General features: G+C 39.9%; 12 protein-coding genes. 5 read left to right on the top strand and 7 right to left on the bottom strand.

The features are described 5' to 3' along the window. Nucleotide 1: 1 nt before the first annotated feature. From dnaE to A7A69_RS10990, 3 genes are all read right to left on the bottom strand, one after another. A complete protein-coding gene (gene dnaE / locus A7A69_RS11000) occupies nucleotides 2-3,565 on the bottom strand; it encodes a DNA polymerase III subunit alpha (RefSeq protein WP_152877552.1) in 3,564 nt (1,187 codons plus the stop codon). 185 nt (nucleotides 3,566-3,750) lie between these two features. Continuing rightward, complete coding sequence (locus A7A69_RS10995) at nucleotides 3,751-4,818, bottom strand: type II asparaginase (protein WP_152877550.1); 1,068 nt, start codon at nucleotides 4,816-4,818, stop codon at nucleotides 3,751-3,753. 117 nt (nucleotides 4,819-4,935) lie between these two features. Beyond that, complete coding sequence (locus A7A69_RS10990; RefSeq protein WP_152877548.1) at nucleotides 4,936-6,366, bottom strand: pyridoxal phosphate-dependent aminotransferase; 1,431 nt, start codon at nucleotides 6,364-6,366, stop codon at nucleotides 4,936-4,938. Nucleotides 6,367-6,593: 227 nt separating this feature from the next. On the opposite strand from A7A69_RS10990, the gene msrB reads away from it, so the two are divergent. The 5 genes from msrB (at nucleotide 6,594) to A7A69_RS10965 (ending at nucleotide 11,207) form a co-directional block, all read left to right on the top strand. Continuing rightward, nucleotides 6,594-7,013, top strand: a complete 420-nt coding sequence (gene msrB, locus A7A69_RS10985) for a peptide-methionine (R)-S-oxide reductase MsrB (protein ID WP_004989584.1) — start codon at nucleotides 6,594-6,596, stop codon at nucleotides 7,011-7,013. Continuing rightward, on the top strand, nucleotides 7,010-7,498 hold the full coding sequence (locus A7A69_RS10980) for a glutathione peroxidase (protein WP_120368917.1): 489 nt from the start codon (nucleotides 7,010-7,012) through the stop codon (nucleotides 7,496-7,498). Before msrB ends, A7A69_RS10980 begins: the two co-directional genes overlap by 4 nt. Nucleotides 7,499-7,516: 18 nt before the next feature. Continuing rightward, nucleotides 7,517-8,341, top strand: coding sequence for an AraC family transcriptional regulator (locus A7A69_RS10975; protein ID WP_171500810.1), 825 nt, complete (start codon nucleotides 7,517-7,519; stop codon nucleotides 8,339-8,341). A gap of 72 nt (nucleotides 8,342-8,413) precedes the next feature. Beyond that, entirely contained in the window at nucleotides 8,414-9,028 is a 615-nt protein-coding gene (locus tag A7A69_RS10970) for a LysE family translocator (RefSeq protein WP_120368919.1), read from the top strand. A 106-nt stretch (nucleotides 9,029-9,134) separates the two neighbouring features. Further along, on the top strand, nucleotides 9,135-11,207 hold the full coding sequence (locus A7A69_RS10965; RefSeq protein WP_241675247.1) for a TonB-dependent siderophore receptor: 2,073 nt from the start codon (nucleotides 9,135-9,137) through the stop codon (nucleotides 11,205-11,207). A 64-nt stretch (nucleotides 11,208-11,271) separates the two neighbouring features. Here the strand turns inward: A7A69_RS10965 and dapC are convergent, their stop codons facing one another. The 4 genes from dapC to A7A69_RS10945 all read right to left on the bottom strand — a co-directional run bounded on the left by dapC (nucleotide 11,272) and on the right by A7A69_RS10945 (nucleotide 16,900). Continuing rightward, a complete protein-coding gene (dapC, locus tag A7A69_RS10960; RefSeq protein ID WP_152877544.1) occupies nucleotides 11,272-12,441 on the bottom strand; it encodes a succinyldiaminopimelate transaminase in 1,170 nt (389 codons plus the stop codon). 29 nt (nucleotides 12,442-12,470) lie between these two features. Then, the gene (glnD, locus tag A7A69_RS10955) at nucleotides 12,471-15,143 is read right to left on the bottom strand and encodes a [protein-PII] uridylyltransferase (protein ID WP_152877542.1); all 2,673 of its coding nucleotides are present in this window, start codon (nucleotides 15,141-15,143) and stop codon (nucleotides 12,471-12,473) included. 22 nt (nucleotides 15,144-15,165) lie between these two features. Next, nucleotides 15,166-16,383 carry a formate-dependent phosphoribosylglycinamide formyltransferase gene (gene purT, locus A7A69_RS10950; RefSeq protein WP_152877540.1) on the bottom strand — a complete coding sequence of 406 codons (1,218 nt, stop codon included), beginning with the start codon at nucleotides 16,381-16,383 and terminating at the stop codon, nucleotides 15,166-15,168. A 127-nt stretch (nucleotides 16,384-16,510) separates the two neighbouring features. Then, nucleotides 16,511-16,900 (bottom strand): tautomerase family protein, encoded by a 390-nt coding sequence (locus A7A69_RS10945; protein ID WP_152877538.1) that lies wholly within the window; start codon nucleotides 16,898-16,900, stop codon nucleotides 16,511-16,513. Between the last annotated feature and the right edge of the window lie 22 nt (nucleotides 16,901-16,922).

Genomic DNA, 16,922 nt, shown 5'->3' with positions numbered 1-16,922 from the left:
TTTAAGAATATTGAGAGACTTCTGCTTGATACAAGTCCATGGCTTCATCCATAGAAAGATCATTTGGCGGTGGACTAAGAGGCGCAGCTCGCATTGGTTCGGCTGCTTTTGCAGCTTTGGATTTCACCTGATATTCGATATAAATCGACTCTTTGCCAAAATAATCACGAAGTTTACAGAGTAACTCATCGAGCGGTGCAACTTTCCAGTTTTGTCCTAGACACAATTCTGCCGTAGCATAATGCTGTTCGATCGCAATTTGTACAGGGATATGCTGACACATATCAATATTACAAAATGGCAAGATGATCTGTTGTAGATCATGAGCCAGAGCCGGCGTCATTAAATCTTTCGTCGGTTGAATTCGAATATGGTTAGCGCGTTTTTGGCGAATTTCGTTCAAACTAAAGGCTTTGCTTAGTCGTGCCATTGGACGGTCAAAACCTTCACGCTCATAAATTTCGCCCTCAATCACCACTACTTGTTCAACTTGAACAATGTCTTTAAATCGTTGAAAGCGTTCATGATTACAGCTCACTTCAATTCGGGATGTACCATCATCAAGTGTAATCATAATTCGATTTGGAAAATTGGCAACATCTACCACCAAGCCTGCAAATACAGTGGTTTGACCGCGGCGAGTGGGTGTAAGTTCACTTATTTTAGCTGGAATAAAAGATTTAAGTTCAGGGCGATACACATCAATTGGATGACCTGTTAAATATAAACCCAGTGTATCTTTTTCGCCTTTTAAGCGAACTTCATCTGACCACGGTTTTACAGGTTTGGCAGGTTTGCGCTGAACTTCTTCAACTTCACCAAACAAATCCATAATGCCAGTTTCGCGGTTTTGTCGTGCTTGTTCTGCTGCTTGTACGGCTTCAGGCAGTTGCGCCATCAAACTTGAGCGTTCAATACCTAGACAGTCTAAAGCACCTGCACGAATCAAAGCTTCGAGTGTTCGTTTATTGATTTTTTTCAAATCAATTCGATGGCAAAAGTCAAAGAGGTCGGTATAAGGGCCATCTTTTTCGCGTGAATCAATCACGGATTGCATGGCTTGTTCACCTACGCCTTTGATTGCACCTAAACCATAAACCACTGTTTTTTCATCACTGGCATGAAAACGATAAATCGACATATTGACCGACGGCGGTAAAACCTCTAAGCCATTATTGCGGCAGTCATCAATCAAAAATACCACGTTGTCGGTGTTTTGCATTTCCGAAGACATCACCGCCGCCATAAATTCGGCAGGATAATGTGCTTTTAGCCATGCAGTATGATAGGCAACCAATGCATAAGCAGCGGCATGTGATTTGTTAAAACCGTATCCTGCAAACTTTTCCATATAGTCAAAAATATGGTTGGCAGTGGCTTCATCAATGTCTTTTTCGGCGGCACCTGTAATAAAGATCTGGCGCTGTTTGACCATTTCTTCAGGTTTCTTTTTACCCATGGCACGGCGCAATAAATCTGCGCCCCCAAGCGTGTAGCCTGCACAGAATTGTGCTGCCTGCATCACCTGTTCCTGATACACCATAATGCCATAAGTGGGTTCTAGTACACTTTCAAGTAATGGATGTAAATATTCAAACTCGCCACCGTGCATACGATGGATAAAGTCAGGAATGAGATCCATAGGGCCGGGACGATATAAAGATACGAATGCAATAATTTCTTCAAACTTACTTGGGCGCGCCTCTTTCAGCATGCGCTTCATACCGACGGATTCAAACTGGAATACCGCTGTGGTATTTGCATCCGCAAAGACTTTATATGCGTCGACATCATCAAGTGGTACACGTTCAATCACTAACGGCTCTTTAACATCAGCGCGCTTATTTATATTTTGAATCGCGTCTTCAATTACCGTCAGGTTTCGTAAACCCAAGAAGTCGAATTTAACTAGACCTGCGGCTTCTACGTCGTCTTTGTCAAATTGCGCAACACGGCTCGTTCCATCTGCCTCACACATGACGGCAGAATAATCGGTGATTTTACCCGGTGCAATGACCACACCACCTGCGTGTTTACCTGTATTACGGGTAATGCCTTCGAGTTTGAGTGCCATTTCCCAAATTTCACTGGCATCATCATTGTCTGGGTTCGACGGATTGGTGACAATATCTTTGAGTTGTGGTTCCATCTCAATCGCTGTTGCTAAATCCACACCAAGCGGCTTGGTAGGGACCATTTTCGAGATACGATCGGCCAAACCATAAGATTTACCAAGTACCCGCGCCACGTCGCGAATGGCCCCTTTGGCAGCCATTGTACCAAAGGTTGCAATTTGGGAGACTGCTTCACGTCCATAAGTACGAGATACATAATCAATCACGCGGTCACGACCAGCGATACAAAAATCGACGTCAAAGTCAGGCATCGAAACACGTTCTGGGTTTAAGAAACGTTCAAACAGCAGATCATAACGCAGCGGGTCAAGATCGGTAATTTTTAGACTGTATGCGACCAATGAGCCTGCACCTGAACCCCGTCCCGGACCTACAGGTACACCATTATTTTTGGCCCATTGAATAAAGTCCATGACGATCAGGAAGTAACCCGGAAAACCCATTTTTAGAATAATATCAACTTCATATTTGATACGTTCATCATAGGGCTTACGAATTTCAGACCAATCCTCATCGCGTTCACCAACAGGGTAGAGCAACTCCAAACGCTCTTCCAAACCAACTCTGGACAAATGCTCAAAGTAGCTATCAATGGTAAAGCCTTCTGGAATTGGATAATCAGGCAAGAAATAAGTACCTAGCTGTAAACTGACGTTACAACGTTGGGCAATGTAATAAGTATTTTCTAATGCACTTGGAATGTCTGAGAATAATTCCGACATTTCTTCAGCAGTTTTAAAATATTGTTCTGGACTATAGTTTCGTGGGCGGCGATCATCCGCAAGAACATAACCATCTGCAATGCAAACACGGGCTTCATGTGCTTCAAAGTCATCACGTTCAACAAAATGCACGTCATTGTGCGCCACGACACCAACGTTATATTGAGCAGCGAGCTTGACTGCTTCCTGAATATAATCTTCTTCGCCAACACGATCTGTGCGAGTTAATGCAAGATAAACCCGATTTCCAAATTTCTCTTGCCAAGCTTGTAGTAATGGTTCAGCTTTTTGTGGGTTGGAAGAACATAGCATTTTACCCACATCACTGTGTTGACCTAACAATACAATCAAGTCTTGGTGTTGTTCGAGTACCCATTCTTTTTGTATGCAAGGAATGCTGAGTTGTTGACCTTCGATAAAACCACGCGACACAATTTCGGTGAGACTGCGCCAGCCGTCATTGGTCATCGCAAGTAAAGTGACTCGATGTTCAGCATCATTAAGACGAATTTCGCTGCCTAAAATCGGTTTAATCCCTTTTGACAGGCAACTGTCATAAAATTTAACCGCGGCATGTAAATTGGATAAATCTGTCAAGGCTAAAGCAGGCATGCTTTCATTGACCGCAGCTTTGATAAGATCAGGTATCCGCACAATTGATTCGGTAATCGAAAACTCTGTATGAATACCAAGATGAACAAACTGCATAAAACGATCCTGACCAAGTCCGTCGATGATTATAAGGTAGCAGTAGTTTAACATGCTCTGAGTTGAGCGGTTGTCTATTATTTTTCCAATAAAAACATAATCACTTTTTATTGAAAATACAATCGAATAAGAAGCTTAATCTATTGCATTAAGCTTCTTTTGAAATCATTAAGAAAAACTGGAGTTTAATATTGCCAGAACATGCGCTGAATCTCTTTTGCATCTTGGGTCTTTGTGAGCGCGAGCGCAGCTAAAAGACGTGCTTTTTGTGGATTTAAATCATGTGACACAATCCAGCCATATTGATCATCAGGTTGTTCTGCGTTGCGTAGGACAAAACCTTGTGGTACTCGAGATGAACGAATAATTTGAATGCCTTGTTGATCATGCAACTGTTTTAAAGTTGGAACAATATAGTTCGCCACTGAACCATTTCCTGTACCTGCATGAATAATGGCTTTTGCACCTGCTTTGGCATACGCTAAATAAGCATCAGGTAGCATCGAGTCTGAGCCATAGACAATTTGCACCAATGGCAACTGGTCTCCCTTAATATCTTCAATATTAAATTCAGAGCTATTATTAAAGCGTTTGACTGAACTTCTGAACCAATAGGGTTTGCCTTCTACCAGTGTACCTAATGCACCCCATTGGCTCGCAAAGGCATTGGTATGAATATTAATTGTTTTGGTGACATCGCGTGCAGCAAAGATAGAATCATTCATCAGCACCATGACACCTTTATTTTTTGCATCATCAGAAGCAGCAAGTGCAACAGCACTATAAAGGTTGAGAGGCCCATCGGCAGAAAGGGCAGTAGAGGGGCGCATTGAACCAACGAGTACGATCGGTTTATCAGTATGAATCACCAAATTTAAGAAAAACGCAGTTTCTTCTAAAGTATCTGTCCCGTGAGTAATCACAATCCCATTGACGCTTGGTTTTTTGATTAAGTCATTAACCTGACGGGCGAGCGAGAGTAATTCTTTATCGGTAATGCTTTCAGATGCAATCTGTAAAGCTTGAACGCCGCTGACATTGGCTAAATCTTTGACCTGTGGGACAGCGTTAATTAATGCATCGACTGGAACTTTGGCTGCTGTATACGTTGCGCTATTGGTTGAACTTGCACCTGCCCCCGCGATTGTTCCACCTGTTGCAACAACAACTACATTATTTTTTGCATATAAAGAGATTGAAGCCGTAAGTAAAGTGAGTGCAAGACCACATGATTTAAAAGTTTTACTTATCATTAACCGTTTTCCTAGTTGTTAAAATTCCATTAAAAAAGCAATGTCTATGCCAGACATTGCTTTAATTTAAGGTTTTTTAAACATCCAAGTCATTGGCAAATTATTATGTAGTCATGATTAACGCTTTGTGGCTAAGAAACGACCTAAACGGGTAATGGCTTCACGAAGTTCATTTTCCGCAGGTAAGAAGACCAAGCGAAAATGATCTGGCGTTGGCCAGTTAAATCCTGTTCCTTGCACCAAAAGAACTTTCTCTGCACGTAAAAAGTCCAACATGAGTTGTTCATCATCTTCGACTTGATACATATTAGGATCAAGTTTAGGAAAACAATACATTGCACCTTCAGGTTTGACACAGCTTACACCAGGAATTTCATTGAGCATTTCCCAAGCAATATTGCGTTGTTCATATAAGCGACCACTTGGGCGAATCAAGTCATTAATAGACTGATAACCGCCAAGCGCAGTCTGAATTGCATATTGAGCTTGATGATTGGCACATAAACGCATGGATGCCAACATATCCAGACCTTCGATATAATCTTTAGCACGGGATTTATCGCCTGTAATGGCCATCCAGCCCGAACGATAACCTGCGATACGATACGACTTTGATAGTCCATTAAACGAAATACACAGTTGATCGCCTGCTAAAGCAGCCAAAGCGACATGTTCAATGCCGTCATAAATAATTTTGTCGTAGATTTCATCGGCAAATAAAATTAAATCGTGCTTTTTAGCCAAAGCTACAATTTGCTCTAATACATGACGCGGGTATACCGAACCTGTTGGGTTGTTGGGATTAATCACCACAATCCCGCGTGTGTTGGGTGTGATTTTACTTTCCATATCCAAAATATCTGGATACCAACTATTTTCTTCATCACATTTATAGTGAATCGCCGTGCCGCCAGATAAATTTACGGCTGCTGTCCAAAGTGGGTAGTCTGGCATTGGAACAAGCATTTCATCACCATCATCGAGCAGGCCTTGCATCGCCATGACAATGAGTTCAGATACACCATTACCAACATACACGTCATTGACATGCATATCACGAATGCCTTTTTGTTGATAATACTGACAAATCGCTTTGCGGGCAGGAAATATCCCTTTGGAGTCGGTATAACCAATCGCGTTTGGTAAATTTAGCGCAACATCATTAATGATTTCTTGCGGCGCTTCAAAACCAAATGGGGCGGGGTTACCAATATTAAGTTTAATGATTTTATGACCTTGCTCCTCCATTTCATTGGCCGCTCGTAACACAGGTCCACGAATGTCGTAGCAAACATGCTCAAGCTTAGACGATTTTTTAATTTCTCGTGGCGTTTGATGTGTTGTGTTCATTTTGGGGCTCTCAGAAGGAGTAGGGGTCACTTTTGCATAACGATATAAATAGCTTTTAAATGTTTCGGTTGTTACCAAATCAAGGTCATGTTGATCCTTAAGTAAGGCAACAATCTTTTCATGCGTAAATCCTGCGAGTTGATATTGTTTAATCACAGGCAGTAGATTTTTAAAAATAACGCTTTTTTTCTGCGACATTTTTTAATCCTGAGCAAGAATAGCGCTAAGCCTAACATATTTATGCTCACAAAAAAGCAATATTGAAAAATAAAATGCTTACCTTTTTTATTATTTTGCTTACTTTTTGCTTTTGTTCTAATTATAACTGTTTTGTAAATTGTGAAGTAAACACTAGAAATTTTAGAATGAATCACGTAAATATAGAATTATTCTATTTAAACAGTTAGATGAATAGGGAAATGGTCATGGGAAAACTCAATAAAACAGAACGAGAATGGCAAAGAGAGTTATCACCAGAAGAGTACCGAATTACGCGACAAAAAGGCACTGAACCTGCTTTTACCGGGCAATATTGGAACACCAAGCAGCAAGGAACGTATGTTTGTCGTTGTTGTGGTACCGAGCTTTTTACATCGGACACCAAGTATGACAGTGGTAGTGGCTGGCCTAGTTTTTATCGACCTGTGAATGCAGGCGCGATTGATGAACAGGAAGACTCAACCCATGGTATGACACGCACAGAAATTATTTGCCATAATTGCGATGCGCATTTAGGACATGTATTTGAAGATGGACCACAGCCGACAGGACTACGTTATTGCGTAAATTCGGCTTCATTACAACTAAAAACCAACGAAAAAAATGATGAGGAAACTTATCCATGACGAGTCTTTATCAGTTTGAAGCTGAATTATTAGAGGGTGACACTAAGCAAATGTCTGACTATGAGGGCAAAGTGCTTTTAATTGTCAATACTGCAAGTAAATGTGGCTTCACACCACAATTTGCGGGCTTAGAAAAAGTATACGAAAAATATAAAGATCGAGGCTTTGAAGTACTAGGCTTTCCTTGTAATCAATTCGGAGGGCAGGATCCGGGATCGAATGATGAAATTGGGGCTTTTTGTCAGCGAAACTACGGAGTTGACTTTCCCATGTTCGCCAAAGTGGACGTCAAAGGCCCTGAAGCGCATGCCATTTTTCGCTATCTGACTCGTGAAGCTAAAGGAATTTTGGGTAGCGAAAGCATTAAATGGAATTTTACTAAATTTCTAGTCAGTAAAGATGGTAAAGTGCTTAATCGTTATGCACCCACCACTAAACCTGAAAGTATAGAAGAAGATATTGAAAAAGCATTGGCTCAATCATGATTCGCACAGAAATTAACGATGCCTAACTTGGACGTCGTTTTTTGGAGTGATCCACGAATGCCTTATGTGGAAACACGTAAGGCATGCCAAAGTCGCATTTGCTATAAAGCACATAGCCATGCGACTTTTTCAATTGGGGCTGTAGATCAGGGTCAAAGTCGTTTTAGTAGTTATTTACACACTGCGGTAAATATTGAATCTGGTTCAATTGTGAGCATCCCTGCTTATATCGAACATTCCTGTAATCCATTGCCAGATGAGGCATGGAGTTATCAGATGATGCACCTTGATCTAGATTGGTTAAAGCAATTACTTGAAGAATCTTTTGCAGATCGTATTTGTAAACAGATTCCTGAATTAAAGCCAGAAATCATTAAAAAACCTGATATTTATCAGCATTTTTGTCAATTGAATACAATGTTATTTGCTGCTGATAGAACCATATTTGAAAAAGAACAATCTTTGGTTGAAACTCTGAGTCAGATTATTTTGCCCTCGTTGCAGTTAGATCGATTGGATGAAAAACCATATCTTCAACAACAATTAAAGAATCTTATTGATATTCTTTTTCAGCATGAAAGTTTTCTTTCACTTGAGCAATTATCTAAGCACAGTGGTATTAGTCGTTATGCAGTTATTCGCTTATTTAAACGAAATTTTGGTCTGACTCCACATGCATTCCAACTCAATATGCGGATTAATCAGGCGCGTGAACGATTAAAAAAAGGTAAAGCTGTGATCGATGTTGCTTATGATTTAGGATTTACCGATCAAAGTCATTTTCATCGCGTGTTTAAAAGCCAAACGGGTGTCACACCCAAACAATATCAAAATGGATTCTAAACGCAATTTTATACAAGAACTACAATTGAAATTTGCATAAGCTGCTGTTTTTAATATCATTCAACAGCTTTTATGGAACTCTTTTGGGCGATTGCCATCACTCATTTCCTTGCCTTACTTTCACCGGGGCCAGATTTCTTTTTAATCTTAACGACATTGCTTGCGCGAAATAAAGTAGCAGCAAAGCAGGTTTGCTTAGGGATTGCACTGGGAAATGCCTTAATTTTATTGGTGGTTTTTTCAAGTTGGTATTTGCTTGGAAAGATGGATATCTTGACTTTGAAATATCTAAAATGGGGTGGCGCATGTTACCTCTTTTATCTGTCTTTTTTATGTTTTCGTTATGCACATCGCAAAATTGAAATGGTTCAACCGCAAGCAACTGTCAAACATTTTTTCGCTTTAAAGCAGATTTTACTTGGGTTGCAATCCAGTTTACTCAACCCTAAAAATATACTTTTTTATAGTAGTCTGACGTTGCTTGTTTCAGAGAAATTTGATGTTTATCAAAAAACTGCGGTTTCTATTTGGATGGTGATGGTGGTTTTAATTTGGAATTTATTTCTGGTGAGATTGCTTTCGTATGAACGGTGGCTAACTTTGTTAAGTATTCATTCAAAATGGGTCTACTATTTATCTGGAACATGTTTTGTTATATTTGCATTATTTTTGATATTAATTGTTTGAATTAATAGGTTTTTTTAATTAAGTTTTCTTAATTCATAAAATGGTTTAAATAATTTTTATTCTCAGTTACTATTCGGAAATATTAATCAAAAAAATGGGGATAGTAATGAATAGGTTAAAGCCGTTAGTTTTGATGATGGCATCAATTTCGTGTTTTGGGGCTACCGTTTTACATGCTGAGGAGAATACTAAAAAAGCAGATGCTCCAGAGCCGCAGGACACTAAAGTGCTATCTACTATTGTGTTGGTTGGATCCTCAGAAAAAGCAGGAGGAGATCTAGTCAAACAACCTCTTTCTGCGAGTGTGATTGGTGAACAACAAATTAAAGATGATGCTGCGACTAAATTAGATGGTGCTTTATTTTATGAAGCAGGAGTTTTGGCTCAACCATATGGTTTAGATAATAAATCACAATGGTTTAAAATCCGTGGTTTTGATGCAAGCCAGACCGTTGATGGTGCTCCAGTTGCTCCGAATGGTTTCTTTGTTTGGGAACCTGAAATATATGGATTAGAGAAACTCGAAATCATCAAAGGTGCAAATTCCTTTAACTATGGTGCTTCTCAGACTGGCGGTAATGTAAATCTGGTTTCCAAAAGACCTGGTCTAACCCCAAAAGGTGAGTTAAATTTAGGTGCAGGAACATCGGATAAGCGCGAAGTCAGTGCTGATTATACGGGATTATTTACAGACGACGGTTCGCTTCGTTATCGTTTAGTCGGTTTATACCGTCAGGCAGATAGTCAGCTTGATGGTGCGAATATGAAGAACTATTATCTTGCACCAAGTTTCGCGTGGGATATTTCAGATAAAACGCATTTTACTTTGCTAACCAGTTATTTGAAAAAAGATGGTGTTCCAACATCTGGTTTCATGCCGGGGTACGGTTCTTTAATTGATACACCTTATGGCAAAATTGATAAACACACTAATTTTGGTGAACCTTCACTCGATCATTTAAAGGTTAATGAATATTCTGCTGGCTATGAATTCTCGCATGAGTTTGAAAATGGTCTGATATTTATGCAAAATTATCGTTGGGCCAGAATGGATAACGATCTTTTAAGCACATTTGCATGGAGTTCTGATAATGATCGTTCGGCTTATCGTGGTTATAGTTTCACCGATGGTGTGTCTAAAACAAATAGCATTGATAACCGCTTGATCAAAAATTTCATTTTTGGCGATTTTCAAAACAAAGTCATGCTAGGTGTAGATTATTATAAAAATGAGACAGATGGTGTGAATAATGGCTTCGGCTATGCACCACCAATGGATCTTTTTAATCCTGTACATAATCCTAATTTTGCAGTGACAACATTACCTTATCACATTGAAACTGAGCAACTTGGTTTCTATTTATCTAATCAGTTCAGTTATGCCAAACTGGTCGATCTTAACTTAGGGATTCGTCAGGATAAAGCGAAAGGAAGTGCGGTTCAAAGTGGAACTACAGCCCCTGATTATGATGTCGATAAAACAACTTATACAGCAGGGTTAATGTATCACGCGCCTTATGGTCTTTCGCCATATTTAAGCTATTCAACTTCTTTTAGGCCAGTTGCGGGAATTGATGGTTACAACAATGCCTATAAGCCTTATGAAGGTAAACAATATGAAGTGGGCGTTAAATATGTTCCTGAGTGGATGAAAGGTGATATTACACTGGCATATTTTGATCTTACTGAAAAGAATGCTTTGATTGCAGACAGCTCAAATATTCAGGTACAGGCTGGAAAAAGAACCAACAAAGGTATTGAATTACAGGCAAATCTTGACCTTACTGACAATCTTGCAGCTCAGTTTGCTTATACGCATAATAATTCGGATCAGGAAGTTTCGGCAACACAAACCATCCGCACTCCTGCAATTCCAAATGATCAAGTTTCAGGAAAGTTAAATTATAAATTTATCAACGATTATTTCTTTAATGGACTACGTTTAGGTGCAGGCGTTCGTTATGTTGGCAGCAGCAATGATGAGAAAACGTATCCTGGTTATAAAGTGGACTCATATACTTTGGTTGATCTGATGGCAAGTTATCCATTAAACCAACAATTAGACGTTCAAGTGAATGCGACAAACCTTGCAAATAAGAAATACGTCAGTGCTTGTGACTTCTATTGTTACTATGGTGCAGAGCGTTCAGTAGATATGCGTGTAACTTATAAGTGGTAATAATTTAATTCTTAACAATACAGCCTCCATATGGAGGCTGTTTGATTTTTCAGATTGTCAAAATTTACAGGATTTTCTTTAAACGTTGTACCACTTGTTCACATTGTGCCAAGTCTGCGACCAATGCCATACGCACATGATTTTCGCCTGGATTCCCATGTGTCGTTTCACGAGATAAATAACGTCCCGGTAATACTTTAATATGGGCTTTTTCCATCAACGTTTTGGCAAAAGCTTCATCATGATCCACTTGCAACCAATAATAAAATCCAGCATCAGGTTTTTTTAGGGCTAACAAAGAACCAAGTTCAGATTGAAATAAATTAAATTTAGCGCGGTATTGTTGACGATTTTCTTCGACATGCGCTTCATCATTCCATGCTGCGATTGATGCAAGCTGGTGTTGTACAGGCATTGCTGCGCCATGATATGTACGAAACTTTAAATAGGGTTTTAATAGCTCGGCATCACCTGCGACAAAACCAGAGCGCATTCCCGGTAAGTTGGAACGTTTGGACAATGAATGAAAAACGATACAGTTTTTGTAATCATCACGACCAATTTCGGCACATACTTCCAATAAACCAACTGGTGCTTGATCAAACCAAAGTTCTGAATAGCATTCATCAGAGGCAATCACAAAATCGTATTGATCTGACAGTTGAATCAGTTTTTTAAATTGTTCTTTGGACAATACAGCACCAGTAGGATTACCCGGTGTACACACAAACAATAATGCTGTTTTTTCCCAGACTTCGGCTGGAACCGCATCAAAGTCACCCAAATAATCATTTTCAGGCGTGCAGTTGATAAAATACGGTTTCGCGCCTGCAAGCAAAGCTGCACCTTCATAAATCTGATAAAAAGGATTTGGCATCACCACATAAGGTGCATCTTCACGATTAATCAGCGCTTGCACAAAAGAGAAAATTCCTTCACGCGTACCTGTGACAGGTAAAATATGATCTTCTGCACTAATACTATTAAGTTGAAAGCGCTGAGTCAGCCAGTTCGCAATGCTTTGACGTAGCTCTGGTAAGCCTTTGCTATTGGGATAAGTAGATAAGTGTTGAAAGTTATCAATAATTGCCTGTTTTACAAACTCAGGAGCAGGATGCTTGGGTTCTCCAATTGAAAGTGCAATCAACGGCATATCTGCGGGTTTGATATCCTTAAAAAGAGCATTTAACTTTTCAAAAGGATAAGGATGTAATAAGGACAAACTTGAGTTCATTAAACAATTACCGATTTGTAAAAACAGAGTTAGTGTTGACTAACCACTTGATTAGAAGCTTCATCCAATGCAGATTTTAACTGTACTGCAAAAAGCTTAGCTTCTTCAACAGTCATGGGTTGACCATCTTTTTTGGTGACAAAGAAAATATCTTCAGCCCGTTCGCCTAATGTTGCAATTTTGGCTGAATGAATATCTAGTCCCTGCATCATAAATAATCCACCCACTCGTGCCAGTAACCCGGGATGATCAAGTGTTGAGATTTCAACCATATTTTGTTGAAGAGCAGGGTTAAGTGTAATATCAACGGTATTTTCTACATCAAAATGACGAAGTTGACGTGGAATACGACGTTGCATGAGTCCTGGGTATTTATCAGATTGGCTAAGCGCTTTCACCAAGGCTTCTTTGACAGTCGCCTCACGTTCAGGATCGGTAAGCAGTGTACCAAAACGATCCAGCACCACATAGGTATCTAAACTAAAAGCTTTGGTTGCAGTAATAATCCGCGCATCTTGTACATCCAGATTCATACGATCTAATACGGCAACTGTAGTTGCAAACAGGTTAGGTTTATCTTGGGTATAGATGAAAAGTTGGATAGCATCTTGTGCCTGAGTCGACTGACGATGTGTACGGAATAAAACCAGCGGTGTCGGATTGTCACCATGTTGTAAAATTGCGCGAGTGTGCCACGCAATTTCGTCTGCCGACTCTTTGAGGAAGTATTCATCGCCAAGCTCTTGCCAGACTTTCTCTACTGCATCTAGGGAAAACTCATTGACTAAGGTTTCGCCCGCAGTAAATTTAGTGTCCTCAATCAACATCTGATAATCCACAGGACGACCTAAACCTGAGCGAATGACATCTCTTGAATAAGTATAAAGTTGACGCATTAATGAAGCGCGCCATGTATTCCAGAGTTTTGGGTTGGTCGCATTAATATCGGCAACGGTTAAACTATATAGATAGTCCAAATGTTCCATATCGCCAAGTTTTTCAGCAAACTCTTTGATTACGTCAGGATCAGAAATATCTTTTTTCTGCGCCGTAAGCGACATCAGTAGGTGATTTTGAATCAGCCACGCAACCAGTTTACACTCTCGTTCGGTAAAGCCATGTTTACGGCAAAATTCAATTGCGTCTTCAGCACCCAATTCACTGTGATCACCGCCACGACCTTTGGCAATATCATGAAAAATAGCGGCCAGATAAACAATATCGCGGCGTGCCAAACGCTGAAAGACCGAGCTGACGACTGGGAAATGCTGTGCAAATTCTGGTTCTTTAAAGCGATTTAAATTACGAATCAGTAAAAGTGTATGCGCATCAACTGTATAAATATGGAACAAGTCATACTGCATCAGTCCCATAATTTGACCAAATGCAGGAATGTAATTCCCCAGAATGCCATAACGCTTCATATCTACTAGCGTGTCATAAAGACGATGCGGCGAACGAATAATGGCCATAAATAAAGCTTGATGGGCTGGATTATCACGAAATTCTCGATCAATCCGTTTTGCAGCCATAATTAATAAACGTAAAGTTCTGGCACGAATACCTTCGATTTCAGGGCGATTCGCTAATAAATAGAAAAGTTCTAAAATTGCGCTTGGATGTTCAGCAAATATTTTGTGGTGCTGAACGGCAAGTTTGCCATCGACCAATTTGAAGTTTTCATTTATTTCTTCAATTTTACGTTCGTAATTAGGTAAACGTGGGGTAATCACTGACTCATTAAAATAGGCCAGTAGCATTTCATTTAATGTTGAAACCTGCTGTGCGGTACGATAGTAACGTTTCATGAACTGTTCTATTGCGTAATTGGCAGGTTTACCTTCTTCTTGTACATAACCAAATTTGGCTGCAATATCACGTTGATAATCAAACAAAAGTCGGTTTTCATCACGTTTAGTCAGGCGATGTAAATGATGGCGAATTTCCCATAAAAAGCTTTCAGCTTCTTCAAGTACACTCAGTTCAAACTCAGAAATAAAGCCAAGATGAACTAAATCATAAATGCGGTTGACCCGAAAATGTCGCTTGGCAATCCAGCCAATTTGATTCATGTCACGGATGCCGCCGGGAGCATTCTTTATATCTGGCTCAAGATTGCTCTCGGTATTGTTATGTTGAGCATGACGTTTTTCCTGCTCTTCCATTTTGGCATCAAAAAAAGTTTTATCAGTCCATGTTTGCGAAACAATACGACGAGGCCATTTGGCTAAATGCGAATTTCCTGTAATCAGTCGTGCTTCAATCAAGGTTGTTGCAACTGTTAAATCATTGGTCGCTTCTTCAAAACAGTTACGAATGGTGCGTACGCTAATACCAGGTTTAAAGTTTCCTACATCCCAGAGCGTAGAAACAAAAGTTGAAATTTGTTTTTCCTGTTCAGGCGTGATGTCATGTTCAGATAAAATCATGATGTCGACATCAGAATAAGGCAACATTTCACGGCGACCGTAACCACCAACAGCAAACAGCCCCAAATCTGTTTGATTCAATCCCGCATGATTCCAAAGAAAGACGAGAGCTTCATCAATAAAATTGGAACGCGCCAACACAATATCTCGTATGGGTTGTCCATTTTCATAAAACTCCTGTAGCTGCTGTTCAACGTCATTACGCCATTGATTAATCGCTTGAATGTCATGGTGACTCGTGACATAACTCAGCAGCGGAGAAGTATTAATCATAAAAATAGACCCACTTTAAAACTTATGAATTGGTTTGAACTTGAACATGATTAGCAGCTTGTTGTGCTAACTCACGTGCCTTTTCGGTGTCTTCAGCACGAGCAGTTGCAACACCCATACGGCGACGTTTAAAACCTTCTGGTTTGCCAAATAAACGCAAGTCAGTATCTGGATGTGCTAATGCGTTATTTAAGTTGTGATAGCTTAAATTATTGGCATCTACACCTGCATAAATGACGGCACTTGCTGCTACGCTATGCCGAGTTGTATTAATTGGCAAACCTAAAATAGCACGTGCATGTAGTTCAAATTCACTTTGGAACTGAGATGCTAAAGTCACCAGTCCTGTGTCATGCGGGCGAGGCGAAACTTCACTAAACCAGACTTTATCGCCTTTTACAAAAAGTTCTACCCCAAAAATGCCGCATCCGCCAAGTGCAGAGGTCGCTTTATGTGCAATTCGTTTTGACTCGACCAATGCTGCTTCAGTCATTGGTTGAGGTTGCCAGCTTTCAACATAATCACCCGAATCCTGACGGTGGCCGATTGGATCGCAATATTGAGTTTCAATTTCACCTGTTTCTGGATTTTTAGCACGAACAGTCAGCAACGTAATTTCGAAATCAAAATCAATTTGTGATTCGACAATGACTTTGCCCTGATTTACTCGACCGCCAGTTTGTGCATATTCCCAAGCTGCATCGACTTCTGAAAAACTTTTTACACGAGATTGCCCCTTACCAGAAGACGACATCACGGGTTTTACAAAGTTTGGATAACCAATGTCATCGCAGGCAGCGCGGAAACTTTCCAGTGAATCTGCAAAGCGATAAGCAGAAGTTGGCAAGCCTAATTCTTCGGCAGCTAAACGACGAATGCCTTCACGGTTCATCGTTAGATTGACCGCTTTGGCAGAAGGAATCACTGTCGCAATGGCTTTGTTTTCAATTTCAACTAAAACCTCAGTTGCAATCGCTTCGATTTCTGGAACAATTAAATTCGGTTTTATTTTTTCAATAAGTTGATGTAATTCATTTGCATCGGCCATATTGAGTGTATAAGAATAATGTGCAACTTGCATCGCTGGAGCATGATCATAACGATCTGCGGCATGAACCTCGACTCCTAAACGTTGTAAAGAAATGACCACTTCTTTACCGAGTTCTCCTGAACCTAATAACAGCACCTTAAAGGCAGAAGATTGAAGGGGAGTACCAATAGTCACGCTCATGCGAATCATCCGTGCAAAAGTTGGGTATTAAGCATAGCAGAACTCGAACACGAATTAAGCCTTGTTTCACATAAAAATATATAGTTTTGTTCGACAGTATGAATAAAACAAAAAAATGCTTAAATTTGAATTAAAATTAGATGCTTATCTTATAATTGAGTTGTAATTCATCGGCGTTTTTGCCACGAATTCCCCAGTTTTCTTTGGGTGTTTCAAAAATAGTAATTTCTATATCTTGTGGGCTGATTCCACATTGATCCTGAATATTGCTAAAAATCTGTTGAATCAGTCGCTTTTTGGTTTCTGTCTGCCGTCCTGAAAACATCGAAATCTCAATAATGGTATAAAAGTCACTGCGGTCAACAGGATAAATAAAGTCATCCTGAGTGAATGCAATAAAACGATGAAAACGCTTGTCTTGAGGGTATTTAAGAGTAGTCACTAATGCTTGATGAATGGCATTTGAAAGTGTGATTCGATGTTGTTGAATGGTACTTTGGTTTGCATAAATTTTGATTTGAGACATTTAATGATCACGTTTAGGTAAA

The sequence above is a fragment of the Acinetobacter guerrae genome (assembly GCF_009372255.1).
GTDB classification, from domain to species: domain Bacteria; phylum Pseudomonadota; class Gammaproteobacteria; order Pseudomonadales; family Moraxellaceae; genus Acinetobacter; species Acinetobacter guerrae.
This window is presented reverse-complemented; position numbering and strand designations above follow the sequence as displayed.